16 protein-coding genes are annotated in these 13,716 nt (G+C 66.5%); 11 read left to right on the forward strand and 5 right to left on the reverse strand.

What is annotated here, in order from left to right:
• Window positions 1-257: 257 nt before the first annotated feature.
• The 4 genes from NS1_RS09840 to NS1_RS09855 all read right to left on the reverse strand — a co-directional run bounded on the left by NS1_RS09840 (window position 258) and on the right by NS1_RS09855 (window position 3,035).
• Window positions 258-1,637, reverse strand: a complete 1,380-nt coding sequence (locus NS1_RS09840) for a phosphomannomutase/phosphoglucomutase (RefSeq protein ID WP_062983579.1) — start codon at window positions 1,635-1,637, stop codon at window positions 258-260.
• A gap of 52 nt (window positions 1,638-1,689) precedes the next feature.
• Window positions 1,690-2,067 (reverse strand): DUF3499 domain-containing protein, encoded by a 378-nt coding sequence (locus tag NS1_RS09845; protein WP_056813084.1) that lies wholly within the window; start codon window positions 2,065-2,067, stop codon window positions 1,690-1,692.
• A gap of 127 nt (window positions 2,068-2,194) precedes the next feature.
• Complete coding sequence (locus NS1_RS09850) at window positions 2,195-2,677, reverse strand: metallopeptidase family protein (RefSeq protein ID WP_194826429.1); 483 nt, start codon at window positions 2,675-2,677, stop codon at window positions 2,195-2,197.
• Window positions 2,678-2,801: 124 nt separating this feature from the next.
• Window positions 2,802-3,035: a WhiB family transcriptional regulator gene (locus NS1_RS09855; RefSeq protein WP_133733920.1), complete on the reverse strand. Its 234-nt coding sequence runs from the start codon at window positions 3,033-3,035 to the stop codon at window positions 2,802-2,804.
• Window positions 3,036-3,597: 562 nt separating this feature from the next.
• On the opposite strand from NS1_RS09855, the gene cofD reads away from it, so the two are divergent.
• The 9 genes from cofD to ahcY all read left to right on the forward strand — a co-directional run bounded on the left by cofD (window position 3,598) and on the right by ahcY (window position 11,813).
• The gene (gene cofD, locus NS1_RS09860) at window positions 3,598-4,584 is read left to right on the forward strand and encodes a 2-phospho-L-lactate transferase (RefSeq protein ID WP_245661749.1); all 987 of its coding nucleotides are present in this window, start codon (window positions 3,598-3,600) and stop codon (window positions 4,582-4,584) included.
• Entirely contained in the window at window positions 4,581-5,975 is a 1,395-nt protein-coding gene (locus NS1_RS09865) for a coenzyme F420-0:L-glutamate ligase (RefSeq protein ID WP_255284482.1), read from the forward strand. The genes cofD and NS1_RS09865 overlap by 4 nt, the downstream gene beginning before the upstream one ends.
• 34 nt (window positions 5,976-6,009) lie before the next feature.
• The gene (locus tag NS1_RS09870; RefSeq protein WP_062983580.1) at window positions 6,010-6,537 is read left to right on the forward strand and encodes an NUDIX hydrolase; all 528 of its coding nucleotides are present in this window, start codon (window positions 6,010-6,012) and stop codon (window positions 6,535-6,537) included.
• 201 nt (window positions 6,538-6,738) lie between these two features.
• Window positions 6,739-7,977 (forward strand): alkane 1-monooxygenase, encoded by a 1,239-nt coding sequence (locus tag NS1_RS09875; protein ID WP_062983581.1) that lies wholly within the window; start codon window positions 6,739-6,741, stop codon window positions 7,975-7,977.
• On the forward strand, window positions 7,974-8,147 hold the full coding sequence (locus NS1_RS38930) for a rubredoxin (protein ID WP_082844102.1): 174 nt from the start codon (window positions 7,974-7,976) through the stop codon (window positions 8,145-8,147). The genes NS1_RS09875 and NS1_RS38930 overlap by 4 nt, the downstream gene beginning before the upstream one ends.
• Window positions 8,144-8,326, forward strand: a complete 183-nt coding sequence (locus NS1_RS09880) for a rubredoxin (protein WP_056813067.1) — start codon at window positions 8,144-8,146, stop codon at window positions 8,324-8,326. Before NS1_RS38930 ends, NS1_RS09880 begins: the two co-directional genes overlap by 4 nt.
• On the forward strand, window positions 8,323-8,982 hold the full coding sequence (locus NS1_RS09885; RefSeq protein WP_062983582.1) for a TetR/AcrR family transcriptional regulator: 660 nt from the start codon (window positions 8,323-8,325) through the stop codon (window positions 8,980-8,982). Before NS1_RS09880 ends, NS1_RS09885 begins: the two co-directional genes overlap by 4 nt.
• Before the next feature lie 131 nt (window positions 8,983-9,113).
• Window positions 9,114-10,271: an alkane 1-monooxygenase gene (locus tag NS1_RS09890; protein WP_062983583.1), complete on the forward strand. Its 1,158-nt coding sequence runs from the start codon at window positions 9,114-9,116 to the stop codon at window positions 10,269-10,271.
• 57 nt (window positions 10,272-10,328) lie between these two features.
• Window positions 10,329-11,813 (forward strand): adenosylhomocysteinase, encoded by a 1,485-nt coding sequence (gene ahcY / locus NS1_RS09895; RefSeq protein WP_062983584.1) that lies wholly within the window; start codon window positions 10,329-10,331, stop codon window positions 11,811-11,813.
• A gap of 61 nt (window positions 11,814-11,874) precedes the next feature.
• Here the strand turns inward: ahcY and NS1_RS09900 are convergent, their stop codons facing one another.
• Window positions 11,875-12,183, reverse strand: coding sequence for a hypothetical protein (locus NS1_RS09900; protein ID WP_062983585.1), 309 nt, complete (start codon window positions 12,181-12,183; stop codon window positions 11,875-11,877).
• Between the two features lie 110 nt (window positions 12,184-12,293).
• Between NS1_RS09900 and NS1_RS09905 the strand changes: the two genes are divergently transcribed.
• A complete protein-coding gene (locus NS1_RS09905) occupies window positions 12,294-12,941 on the forward strand; it encodes a dTMP kinase (protein WP_062983587.1) in 648 nt (215 codons plus the stop codon).
• A gap of 77 nt (window positions 12,942-13,018) precedes the next feature.
• On the forward strand, window positions 13,019-13,696 hold the full coding sequence (gene mtrA / locus NS1_RS09910) for an MtrAB system response regulator MtrA (protein ID WP_056813049.1): 678 nt from the start codon (window positions 13,019-13,021) through the stop codon (window positions 13,694-13,696).
• The last annotated feature ends 20 nt before the right edge of the window (window positions 13,697-13,716 follow it).

The following is a 13,716-nucleotide window of genomic DNA, read 5'->3' on the forward strand; positions in this document are numbered from 1 at the left end:
CAGCGGCCGTGGCCCGCACCTGGGCGCCGCCCGAAGCGGCCGAGCGCAGGGCGCCGGCGGTGTCGGCCGCCGCCAGCGACTCGGCATCGTCGAGGTCGAATACCGGTGTTCCAGCGATCATCGCCGAATCCACCTCCCCTCATCGCGCTGTGTCGTCCGTGACTCCACTATTCCAGCCGGACACCGGCAATGCTCGTAATCCGCCGTGGCCGAATACCGGGCCTGTGATTCCACTGCTACTGGTTTCATCTTCCCAGTCAGGCGCGGACGATGCTCAGGATCTCGGTCACGAGTGCGTTTACATCGTCGCGCGATCCGGCCTCGACATTGAGTCGGAGTAGCGGTTCGGTGTTCGAGGCGCGCAGGTTGAACCAGGCATGGCCGCCGAGATCGACCGTGACGCCGTCCATGCGGTCCACCGACTCGGTGCGGTCGGCGAACGCGGCGAGCACCGCGGCGGTGCGCTCGGCGGCGTCGGCGACGGTCGAGTTGATCTCGCCGGAGGCGGCGTACACGTCGTAGGCGGCCATCAGGTCCGAGACCGTGCGCGTGCCCTCACCGAGCGCGGCCAGCACGTGCAGCGCGGCCAGCATGCCCGAGTCGGCACCCCAGAAATCGCGGAAGTAGTAGTGCGCCGAGTGCTCGCCACCGAATACCGCGCCGGTCGAGGCCATCTCCTGCTTGATGAACGAGTGCCCGACCCTGGTGCGCACCGGCTTGCCGCCCAGCTCCTCGACCAGCTCGGGCACCGCGCGCGAGGTGATCAGGTTGTGGATCACGGTGGCGCCCGGCTCCTTGGCCAGCTCACGCTGGGCCACGATGGCCGTGATCGCCGAGGGGGACACCGGCTCGCCGCGTTCGTCGACGACGAAGCAGCGGTCGGCGTCGCCGTCGAAGGCGAGGCCGATGTCGGCGCCGCTGGAACGGACCAGCGCCTGCAGATCGACGAGGTTCTTCGGATCCAGCGGGTTGGCCTCGTGGTTGGGGAACGAGCCGTCGAGTTCGAAGTACAGCGGCACGATGGTGATCGGTCCGAGGGTGCCGAGGACGGCGGGCACGGTGTGCCCGCCCATGCCGTTGCCCGCGTCGACCGCGACGGTGAGCGGACGGATCCCGTCGAGGTTCACCAGCTCGCGCAGGTAGTCCGCGTAGTCGGCGAGCAGATCGGTGCTGGTGGCGGTGCCGGGCGTGCCGTCGTAGGCGGGCACACCCTCGATCACCTCGGCGGCGATGGTCGCCAGCCCGGTGTCCTGGCCGACGGGCAGCGCGTTCGCGCGGCACAGCTTGATGCCGTTGTACTTCGCCGGATTGTGGCTGGCGGTGAACATCGCCCCCGGACAGCCGAGCTTGCCCGAGGCGAAGTAGAGCTGGTCGGTGGAAGCGAGGCCGATGTGCACCACATCCAGACCCTGGGCCCGCACGCCCTGCGCGAATGCCTCGGACAGCGCGGGGGAGGATTCGCGCATGTCGTGGCCGATCACCACGCGCTGGGCGCCCTCGGCGCGCATGAGTCGGGCGAAGGAAGCGCCGACATCGCTGACGAACGCCTCATCGATCTGTTCGCCCACCACCCCGCGGACGTCATAAGCCTTGATCACGGCATTCACGAGTTCGCCAGAGCGCGCGAGGGTCGTCATGTGGCTAACCCTAGCGGGCTGCACCGACTCCTCGGGATCCTGGCCGGACTAGCTACGGATCCGGCAGAACCCGAAGATGGCCCCGGCGGCCGGTCCGCGCGGTGCGCGGGGCCGAGGGGGCGTTGTCGCGGTAGCCCGGTTGGTCGGCTTCGGCGGCGGGGCGGCGGCGTAGGCCGGCTTCGCGGACGGCTTCGGCCAGTGCGGTGAGGTCGTCGTCGTCCGGGGTGCTCGAGGAGAAGCCGCCTTCGTGGCGGACCAGTTCCCAGCCCTTGGGCGCGGTGATGCGGCAGGCGTGCGTTTCGCAGAGATCCCAGGAATGTGGTTCGGCGACGGTGGCCAGGGGTCCGACGACGGCGGTCGAGTCGGAGTACACATAAGTCAGCGTCGCTACAGCCGGGTTCTTGCAGCCGGGTCGGCAGCAACGACGCATAGGGATCACGACGTCGAGATTAGCCCTCCGCGCACCGAAAGTGGATACGGACACGCCCTAAACGGGCACAGTCGCGCATGCGTTCGACTGTCTTACGCGCATCGGCCGGAGCGAAGACGGAATATGCCTATTCGGGCTCGGGATCGATGAGATCGGGATCGACGCCGAGGTAGGTCGCGATCTGCTGGACGAGTACCTCGCGCAGCAACTCCACCAGATCGTCGGGATCGGCCGCTCGCAATTCCAGCGGCTTGCGGAACAACACCACCCTGGCGCGGGTGGCCGCACCGTGGCGGTCGACGCCCGCGGGGATGAGGCGCGACAGCGGGACGGGTCCGTCGGCGACCACCTCGTCCGGCCAGGTGACCGAATCGGGATGCAGCGGACGGATTTTCGGTACATCGTCGACGGCGATATCGAGCTTGGTGAGGCGATCGTGCCAGCGGGTGTCCAGTGGGGCGAACGCTTCGAGCACCAGCCGATCGAATTTCTGGCCCCTGGTGCGCCACGCGGGCACCGTCGGCGGAAGCATGGGGCCTCGAACTCCGCGGCCGCGGCGGGTCACCGAACGAGCAGTGGGGGCCGGAGAATGACGCCGGGAACGTGCCATGGGTCTTTCACCTCTCTCGCCTGCACCGTGAAGATCAACAAGGGCGTTCGCCCGGAGACACCGACGTACTGCGCCTGCGTGGCTCCGGGCCAGGCCTGGAGAGAGTCTACTTTCGAACAGTCACTTAACCGATTCCGCGCTTCAGCCTGCGACGCTCTCGTTCCGAGAGACCGCCCCAGATGCCGAAGCGTTCATCATGTGCCAGTGCGTATTCCAGGCACTGGTCACGTACTTCACAGCCCAAGCAGATCCGCTTGGCCTCACGAGTCGAGCCGCCCTTCTCGGGGAAGAACGCCTCGGGGTCGGTCTGAGCGCAGAGGGCGCGTTCCTGCCACTGCTCTTCGATCGATTCGAACATTTCGTCGAAGCCCGTGACGACCAGACTCAGCCGGGGAGCCGCGACTTCGCTTACCACGTCCGGTTCCTGCCAGCTCATGTCAGCGCAGACAGCGTGAGCTGCGCCTGCTGTGGAATCGGTCGGCGAGACCAGATCTTCGGTCATCGTTCCGCCTCCTCACTATGTGTTAGCGCAGAATGATTCTTTCCGTCGGATCAGATGCAACCCCGACGGCCCAACACCGCGACGTAGTCTCGCGGGCTTCCCCGAGCCTGCCTTCCGGCGAGTTGGAACCCTCTCGCAAACGCGCCCTGCGCTAACTCCTAGCGCAGTAGCCTTTTCAGGCGAGTTGGAACCTTCTCGCAAACGCCCCCGCGCTATGCCTTCTCGCGGTGACCGGAATGACATGTCTGTGATTAGACACGCCGCACTTGCCGGTGGTCAACCCGCCGTCACCCTTCCGTTACACTCCACACCCGCCTTTCGTGTTGATCTTGTTATGTGCCGTGGCAAATGACCAGCAACTTCACTGTCATTCGGCGCGAAAGCAACGGGCAACCGTCACTCACTAGGCTGTGACCCTGTGACTGCACAACACGCGGTGCGCGAGCCCAAGATCGCCGTTCTCGTCGGCGGTGTCGGCGGTGCCCGGTTCCTCCAAGGCGTCCGGCAGCTGCTGCCCGAAGCCGACATCTCCGCCATCGTCAACGTCGGCGACGACGTCTGGATGCATGGCCTTCGCATCTGTCCCGACCTCGACACCTGCATGTACACCCTCGGTGGTGGCATCGATACCGAGCGTGGCTGGGGCCACGCCGACGAAACCTGGCACGCGAAAGAGGAGCTGGCGAAATACAACGCTCAGCCCGATTGGTTCGGCCTCGGCGATCGCGATATCGCCACTCATCTCATTCGCACCGAAATGCTGCGCGCCGGATATCCGCTGTCCGCGGTCACCGAAGCGCTGTGCAATCGGTGGCAACCGGGCGTGAAGCTGATCCCGGCTACCGACGATCGCTGCGAAACTCACGTCGTGGTCAGCGATCCCGACAATGCTGGCGAACGTCGCGCGATCCACTTCCAGGAATGGTGGGTGCGGTACCGCGCGGCGCTTCCGACACACGGATTTGCCTCGATCGGCGCCGAGCAAGCCACTCCGGCACCAAATGTGACAGAAATCATAGCCACTGCCGACGCCGTGTTATTGGCCCCGTCGAACCCCGTGGTGAGCATCGGCGCGATCCTCGCCGTGCCCGGGATCAGAGGCGCGTTGCGCACCAGCGAGGCCAAGGTGATCGGCCTGTCGCCGGTGATCGACGGAAAGCCGTTGCGCGGCATGGCAGATGAGTGCCTCACGGCGATCGGCGTCGAGTCCACCGCCGAGGCGATCGGCCGCCACTACGGCGCCCGCTCGGCCACCGGCATCCTCGACGGATGGCTGGTGCACTCCACCGATACCGCCGATGTCGCGGGCGTCGAGGTGCGCAGCGTGCCGCTGTTGATGAGCGACCCCGAGGCGACCGCTGAAATGGCGCGCGCCGCACTGGAATTGGCGGGAGTGAAGATATGAGCGCCCAGGAGGCGGCCGACTCGATCCGGCCGGAGAGCGGCCAGGTCGACGTGTTGCCCGACCATGCCGCCGACGAGCTGCGGATCCTTCCGGTGACCGGTCTGCCGGAGTTCCGGCCGGGTGACGATCTCGCCGAACACCTTGCGGCACAAGCACCCTGGCTTGCCGACGGTGACATTCTCGTGGTCACCAGCAAGATCGTGTCGAAGGTCGAGGGGCGCATCGTCGCCGCACCCCTCGACCCCGAGGAGCGCGACACCGCCCGTCGCAAGCTCGTCGAGGACGAAGCCGTTCGGGTGCTCGCGCGCAAGGGCCGCACCCTCATCACCGAGAACCGGCTCGGCATCGTGCAGGCGGCCTCCGGCGTCGACGGCTCCAATGTGGCCGAGGGCGAATTGGTGCTGCTGCCTGTCGATCCCGACGGCAGCGCGAAGGCCCTGCGCACCGCGCTCGCCCAGCGGCTCGGCGTCGACGTGGCCGTGGTCGTCACGGACACGATGGGCCGGGCCTGGCGCAACGGGCAGATCGACGCGGCCATCGGGTCGGCCGGCCTGCGGGTGCTGCACGACTACGACGGCGCCGTCGACAAACAGGGCAACGAACTGCACGTCACGCAGGTGGCCATCGCCGATGAGCTCGCCGCGGCCGCCGATCTGGTCAAGGGCAAGCTCGGCGGTGTTCCGGTAGCGGTGGTGCGCGGGCTGAACACCGAGGACGACGGTTCGACCGCGGCGGCGCTGCTGCGCGGTGGCATCGACGACCTGTTCTGGCTCGGCACCGCCGAGGCGCTCGAGCAGGGCCGCAAAGAGGCTGTGCCGCTGCGTCGTTCGGTCCGCGCGTTCGCCGGCGAACCCGTCGACCCGGAACGGATCCGTGCCGCCGTCGCGGTCGGACTCACCGCGCCCGCACCGCACCACACCCGTCCGGTGCGCTTCGTCTGGCTGCGCGAGGCGGCCCTGCGGGCGCGGTTGCTCGAGGCCATGACCGAGAAGTGGCGCGCCGACCTCACCGCCGACGGGCTCGCCCCCGACCGCGTGGAGCGTCGAATCGCGCGCGGTCGCATCCTTTTCGACGCACCGGAGGTGATCATCCCGTTCTGCGTGCCCGACGGCGCGCATGACTATCCCGACGCTCGTCGCCAGGCCGCCGAGCAGACGATGTTCACGGTGGCCGTCGGCGCTGCCGTGCAGGGCCTGCTCGTCGCGTTGGCCGCCGACGGTCTCGGCAGCTGCTGGATCGGCTCGACCATCTTCGCGCCCGAGATCGTCCGCGAGGTCCTCGATCTGGACGAGGACTGGATGCCGTTGGGCGCCATCGCGATCGGGCATCCACTGGAGGAGCCCGCGCCGCGCGCCGTCGGATCGGCCGGCGCGGGATTGGTGGAACTGTGAACCCGACAGCGATCGCGATCGCGGAGTCGGCCCGATGAGCGCGGAATCGCTGCACGCCTCGGCGACCGAGTTGCTCACCCAGTGGGAGCCCGGCACCGGCGCGGATCACTCACTGCGCGAAGCGATTCTGGCGTTCCTCGGCTCGGCGCCGCGTGGCTGCCTGCGTGAACACGCCCCCGGCCACATCACCGCGTCGGCCATCGTGCTGTCCCACGATCGTCGCGACATCCTGCTCACCCTGCACCCACGCGTGGGCCGCTGGATCCAGCTCGGCGGTCACTGCGAACCCGATGACAAGACCGTGCAGGACGCGGCGCTGCGGGAGGCGGTGGAGGAATCCGGCATCGCCGACCTGATCCTCACGCCGGGTCTCTACGGCGCGCAGGCCCACCCGATCACCTGCTCGCTCGGAGTGCCGACGCGACATCTCGACCTGCTCTTCGAGGTCGTGGCGCCCCCGGGCGCGGTACCGGTGCGCAGCTCCGAATCGACCGATCTGCGGTGGTGGCCGGTCGACGGGCTACCTGCCGGCGCCGACGTTCTGTTTCGGTCAGAGGGGTGATGTAAAGGCCCCTGAAAAGGTCTCTGACCTGTAACGACTACGGCCGTGCCCAGTTGGGCCCGGCCGTCGTTTTCGTTGTTCGACCGGGTCTTCTTTACAAATTACGAAATTTGTCTAGACATCCGACATATCCGCGCCTATCGTCTGTGACAGAGAGTTACGCACATCACAGATGTGAGATGTGCCTCGGAACTGGAGACGATGATGTCGACTGATGCCAACGCGTCCGAGCAGCGGGTCGCGCCGCCGCAATGGCGAGATTCCAAACGATATTTGTGGCTGTGGGGCCTGTTCGCCCCGACCGGCCTGTTCACGATCGCGATCCCGCTGATCTGGGGTCTCAACCAGCTCGGCTGGCACCGCATCGCCGAGATCCCGTTCTGGCTGGGGCCGGTGCTGGTCTACATCGTGATCCCGCTGGCCGACCTGTTCTTCGGCCCGGACGGCGACAACCCGCCCGACGAGGTGATGGAGTACCTGGAGAACGACAAGTACTACCGCTACCTCACCTACCTGTACCTGCCGTTCCAGTACGCCTCGCTGATCTTCGCCTGCTACATCATCACCGCGCCGAACCTGCACTGGCTCGGCTTCCCCGGCGGCGCCAACGTGGTCGACAAGATCGGTATCGCGATCAGCGTCGGGATGATCGGCGGCATCGGCATCAACACCGCGCACGAGCTCGGTCACAAGAAGGTCGAACTGGAGCGCTGGCTCGCGCGCATCGCGCTGGCCCAGTCGTTCTACGGGCACTTCTACATCGAGCACAATCGGGGTCACCACGTGCGGGTCGCCACCCCGGAGGACCCCGCGAGTTCGCGTATCGGTGAGTCCTTCTGGGCCTTCTGGCCGCGCACGGTCTGGGGCAGCCTGCGCTCGGCCTGGCACCTCGAGAAGGAACGTCTCGGCCGGCTCGACAAGAGCCCGTGGACGCTGCGCAACGATGTGCTCAACGCCTGGGCCATGTCGGTGGTGCTGTGGCTCGGTTTGATCGCAGTCTTCGGCGTCGAGGTGCTGCCGTATCTGATCCTGCAGGCCGTGGTCGGTTTCAGTCTGCTCGAGTCGGTGAACTACCTCGAGCACTACGGCCTGGTCCGGCAGAAGACCGCGAGCGGACGCTATGAACGACCGGCGCCCGAGCACAGCTGGAACAGCGACCACATCGTCACCAATATCTTCCTGTACCACCTGCAGCGTCACAGCGACCATCACGCCTATCCGACCCGGCGCTATCAGACGCTGCGCAGTTGGGACGGAGCGCCGAACCTGCCCAGCGGCTACGCCAGCATGATCCTGATCGGCTACTTCCCGCCGATCTGGCGCAAGGTGATGGACAAGCGCGTGCTCGCGCACTACGGCGGGGACGTCAGCCTCGCCAATATCGAACCCAAGCGCCGCGAGCAGGTGCTGGAAAAGTACGGAACCGAGGTCGAGTCGTGAGTGCCTACAAATGTCCGGTCTGTGATTTCGTCTTCGATGAAGCCAAAGGCGCGCCACGCGAAGGATTTCCGCCTGGCACACTGTGGACTGCCGTTCCCGACGACTGGTGCTGTCCGGACTGTGGGGTGCGGGAGAAGATCGACTTCGAAGCGGTAGGAGTATCGCAGTGACCGAGTACAAGCTCTACCAGTGTGTCCAGTGCGGTTTCGAGTACGACGAGGCCGAGGGCTGGCCCGACGACGGCATCGCGCCCGGCACCCGCTGGGACGACATCGCCGACGACTGGACCTGCCCGGACTGCGGAGCCCGCAAGTCCGACTTCTTCATGGTCGAGATCGAACGTTCGTGAGCGTCGCGGGTACCCCGCGCACCGGTTCGCGCATCCCGTATCAGGAGGCCGCGCGCGAACTGCTGCGCACCTCGGTCCTCGACGGGATGCGCGAACTGCTCACCGAGCGTGACTGGTCCAAGGTCACGCTCGGTGACGTCGCGGCCAGGGCCGGGGTGAGCAGACAGACGCTCTACAACGAGTTCGGTTCGCGCTCGGGGCTGTCGCAGGCCTACGCGCTGCGCCTGGCCGATGATCTCGTCGACCATGTGCGCGAGGCGCTCGACGCCAATGTCGGTGACGCGCGCGCGGCGATTCGGGTCGGGATGTCCGGGTTCTTCCTCTCCGCCGCGGGCGACCCGCTGGTCCGTTCGCTGTTGAGCGGGGAGATGAAGCCGGATCTGCTGCGGCTCATCACGCTCGACGCGGCCCCACTGCTCGGGCACGCCACCGCGCGCCTGACCGAGGTCTTCATGCACAGCTGGGTGGACGCGACGCACGACGAGGCCGATGTGCTCGCGCACGCGCTGGTCCGCATCGCGCTGAGCTACATTCCGAATCCGCCTGTGCCGGAGCGCGACGCCCCCGCCGAGATGAGTGCCCTGCTCGGTCCGTATGTCGAGGCAATCGTGCAGGTGCGAGGGATGCGCGTCTCATCCGATGACGTAGATCACTGAGATAAGTCACGAGCTCTGATTCGCTCTTGTGTAACCATCGCCACGTTTGAGGATCTGGCGGTGTGTAACGCGCCTATGGTCTGTCAGTATTCACATCGGTCAGCGATGGTCTTTTTTGTAGCGGAGCGGGTGTGCAAACGGTTGGCAAACCGGGGGGTTTTCGTGATCCCAAACGGTATCTCTGGGCTTTAGGGCTGATCGCCCCGGCGTGCGCGCTGTTGCCCTCCCAGCTGGTGTTCCATACCAAGGCTGAAGTGTTCTGGTGGATCGGACCAGTCATCGTGCTGATCGCTATCCCCGTGCTGGACTGGATCGTCGGTGAAGACGGCAACAATCCTCGTGACGAGGACTACGCGGCGCTCTCCGCCGATCGGTACTACCGGTGGTGCACCTACCTGTTCCTGCCGATCCAGTTGGTCAGCCTCGGCGTGGCCTGTTTCATGTGGACGAGCCCCGAGCTGGCCCTCGTCGACAAGCTCGGCCTGGCCGCCACGGTCGGCTTCGTCAGCGGCATCGGCATCAACGCCGCCCACGAATTGGGTCACCGGGTGGAGCGTGCTGAAAAATTGCTGTCGAAGGTAGCGCTGGCCCAGTCGGGGTACGGACACTTCTTCGTCGAGCACAATCGTGGACACCACGCACGCGTGGCGACCCCTGAGGATCCGGCCAGTGCCCGGCTGGGTGAATCGCTGTGGGAGTTCTTGCCGCGCAGCGTGATCGGCGGGTTCCGGTCGGCCGTGCAACTCGAGCACGCGCGCCTGATCCGGCAGGGTCGGGGCTGGTGGAGCGTCGAGAACAACATCCTGCAGGCCTGGGCGATGACGGCGGTGCTGTTCGGTTCGCTGACGCTGGTCTTCGGCCCGGCGATCGTGCCGTGGCTGATCATCCAGGCCGTGATCGGCTTCGGGCTGCTCGAGACCGTCAACTACGTCGAGCACTACGGGCTGCTGCGTGCGCGCAAGCCCAACGGGCGCTACGAGCGGTGCTCCCCGCGCGACAGTTGGAACTCCGATCGCCTGGTCACCAACATCTTCCTGTTCCATCTGCAGCGCCACAGCGACCACCACGCCAACCCCGGTCGCCGCTATCAGACTCTGCGCAGCACCGAAGAGGCACCTCAGCTGCCCGCCGGCTACGCCACCATGATCGTGCTGGCCGCCGTCCCGCCGCTGTGGCGTGCGGTGATGGACCACCGGGTCGCGGCGCACTACGGCGGCGACCTGCGCCTGGCCAACGTCGCGCCCGAGAAGCCGCGACGGTTGCTGGCCCGATACCGCGCCGCGGCCTGAGACCCCACCTCGACGGACCCGGGAACGCGCGCGGCCCCAGACGGTAACCTAGCCAACGTGACGACCTCAGAACTCCCCGCGCGCACCGAGCTCACCCCCGACGTCCGCAACGGCATCGACTACAAGGTGGCAGACCTCTCGCTGGCCGAATTCGGCCGCAAGGAGATCCGCCTCGCCGAGCACGAGATGCCGGGCCTGATGGCGCTGCGTCGTGAATACCACGACGTCCAGCCGCTGAAGGGCGCGCGAATCTCCGGATCGCTGCATATGACGGTCCAGACCGCCGTCCTGATCGAAACCCTCGTTGCCCTCGGCGCCGACGTGCGCTGGGCCTCGTGCAACATCTTCTCCACCCAGGACCACGCCGCCGCCGCCATCGTGATCGGCCCGAACGGCACCGTCGACGAGCCCGCCGGCATCCCCGTGTTCGCCTGGAAGGGCGAGACGCTGGAGGAGTACTGGTGGGCCGCCGAGCAGATGCTCACCTGGCCCGGCGAGCCGGCCAACATGATCCTCGACGACGGTGGCGACGCCACCATGCTCGTGCTGCGCGGTGCGCAGTTCGAGAAGGCCGGTGTGGTTCCGCCCGCCGACGCCGACCACTCGGCCGAGTACACGGTGTTCCTCGACCTGCTGCGCGAGAGCCTCGAGGCCGACAAGACCAAGTGGAGCGCTATCGCCGACTCGGTCAAGGGCGTCACCGAGGAGACCACCACCGGCGTGCTGCGCCTGTACCAGTTCGCCGCCGCGGGTGAGCTGGTGTTCCCGGCGATCAACGTCAACGACTCGGTCACCAAGTCCAAGTTCGACAACAAGTACGGCACCCGACACTCGCTGATCGACGGCATCAACCGCGGCACCGACGTGCTCATCGGCGGCAAGAAGGTGCTGATCTGCGGTTACGGCGATGTCGGCAAGGGCTGCGCGGAGTCGCTGGCCGGCCAGGGCGCGCGCGTGCAGGTCACCGAGATCGACCCGATCAACGCGCTGCAGGCACTGATGGACGGCTACGACGTGGTCACCGTCGAGCAGGCGATCGGCGATGCCGACATCGTCATCACCTCGACCGGCAACAAGGACATCATCACCCTCGACCACATGAAGGCGATGAAGGATCACTCGATCCTGGGCAACATCGGCCACTTCGACAACGAGATCGATATCGCGGCGCTGGAGCGTTCGGGCGCGACCCGGATCAACATCAAGCCGCAGGTCGACGAGTGGACCTTCAAGGAGTCCGGCAAGGCGATCATCCTGCTGTCGGAGGGTCGTCTGCTCAACCTCGGCAACGCGACCGGTCACCCGTCGTTCGTGATGTCGAACAGCTTCTCCAACCAGGTCATCGCGCAGGTCGAGCTGTGGACCAAGCCGGAAGAGTACGACAACGAGGTCTACCGCCTGCCCAAGCACCTCGACGAGAAGGTCGCCAAGATCCACGTCGAGGCCCTCGGCGGCACCCTGACCAAGCTCACCAAGGATCAGGCCGAGTACATCAACGTGGACGTGGAAGGCCCGTACAAGCCGGACCACTACCGCTACTGAGTTCTGTACGCCACGGTGGCCCGTCGACCCTCGGTCGGCGGGCCACCGTCGTCACCTCACCTCACCCGAGCGGCCCGGTGGTGCAGATCGAGGGGCGACCGTTGCTGCTCACGCTGAGCAGTCCGCAGATCAGGGCGCCGGCGAGTTCGCTGGAGCCGGTCGCGGTGGCGGCTTCGTTGCTCCCCGTCAGCAGGGCGGGGCCCGAACCGGTTGTCACCACGCCGGTGACCAGCTCACTCAGTGAACCCATGACCTCGGAGGATCCGACCGCTTCTTGTGCTGCGGCGGTCGGGGCGGTGATGCCCCCGCCTACTGCCATGGCAGCGGTGACGGCGAGGACGGCGGCGGTGGTACGGAAGATCGTTTTCATGGCGGAATCCTTGTCGATCCGACGGGGTGAGGACCAGACGGCAGAAATGAGGTGCCGGACGGACCGGGCACGGGTCGGCGCCGGTCCGATCGGCGGGTAATCTGCTGCGCATGGGCGTACTGATTGCGGTCGAGGGGCTCGATGGTGCCGGTAAACGGACTTTGATCGATGGGCTGATCGCCGAATTGTCCGCGAAGGGCCTGCGGGCGGCCAGTCTGGCCTTTCCGCAGTACGGGCATTCGATCCATGCCGATCTCGCGGCGGAAGCGCTGCGTGGCGGCAATGGCGACCTGTCCGGGTCGATCAACGGCATGGCGATCATGTTCGCGCTCGATCGGTCGGCCGCGCAGGCGGAATTGTCGGACCTGCTGGGCGGCAACGACATCGTGATCCTGGACCGGTGGGTGGCCTCCAACGCCGCCTACTCGGCCGCACGGGCGCACCAGGACGCCGACGGCGAAATCGTGTCGTGGGTGGGCGATCTGGAGTTCGGCAGGCTCGCATTGCCCGCGCCGGATCTCACCGTCCTGCTCGACGTGCCCACCGAGGTGGCGGTCGAACGGGCCCGGCTGCGTGGCGAACTCGACGACGCGCGCGCCCTCGATGCCTATGAACGGGACGGCGGTCTGCAGCAGCGCACCGGCGAGGTCTATCGTGAACTCGCCGACCGCGACTGGTTCGGCCGGTGGTGGACATACCGATCCGATGACGATAGGCCTGCGTTACTCACCCTCTGTTCGGAAATCTTTTCTGGATGAGGTTGGATACGCGACGGGTTCGCACCATTAATGGCGTGGCGGCCCGATCCTGGCCTGGGAGATGACAACATAGGACTATGAAGCCCAAGATTCTGGTCGTCGACGACGATATGGCACTCGCTGAGATGCTGACCATCGTCTTGCGCGGGGAAGGGTTCGACCCGCATGTGGTGGGCGACGGCACACAGGCCCTGTCAGCGGTGCGGGAGATCCGCCCCGATCTGGTTCTGCTCGACCTGATGCTGCCCGGCATGAACGGCATCGATGTATGCCGGGTGCTGCGGGCCGATTCCGGCGTTCCGATCGTCATGCTCACCGCCAAGACCGATACGGTCGATGTGGTCCTCGGCCTGGAGTCCGGCGCCGACGACTACATCGTCAAACCCTTCAAGCCGAAGGAACTCGTCGCCCGCGTACGAGCGCGCCTGCGCCGCACCGAGGACGAGCCCGCCGAGCTGCTCTCGATCGCCGATATCGTCATCGACGTGCCCGCGCACAAGGTGACTCGCGGCCCGGGGCAGATCTCGCTCACCCCGCTGGAGTTCGACCTGCTGGTCGCGCTCGCGCGCAAGCCTCGTCAGGTGTTCACCCGCGAGGTACTGCTCGAGCAGGTGTGGGGATACCGGCACGCCGCCGACACCCGTCTGGTGAACGTGCACGTACAGCGGCTGCGCGCCAAGGTCGAGAAGGATCCGGAGAACCCGGAGATCGTGTTGACCGTGCGCGGTGTCGGTTACAAGGCCGGACCGCCGTGATCGGTCACTGCGGGGCGCCG

It is taken from the genome of Nocardia salmonicida NBRC 13393 (assembly GCF_001613085.1).
Taxonomy (GTDB): domain Bacteria; phylum Actinomycetota; class Actinomycetes; order Mycobacteriales; family Mycobacteriaceae; genus Nocardia; species Nocardia salmonicida.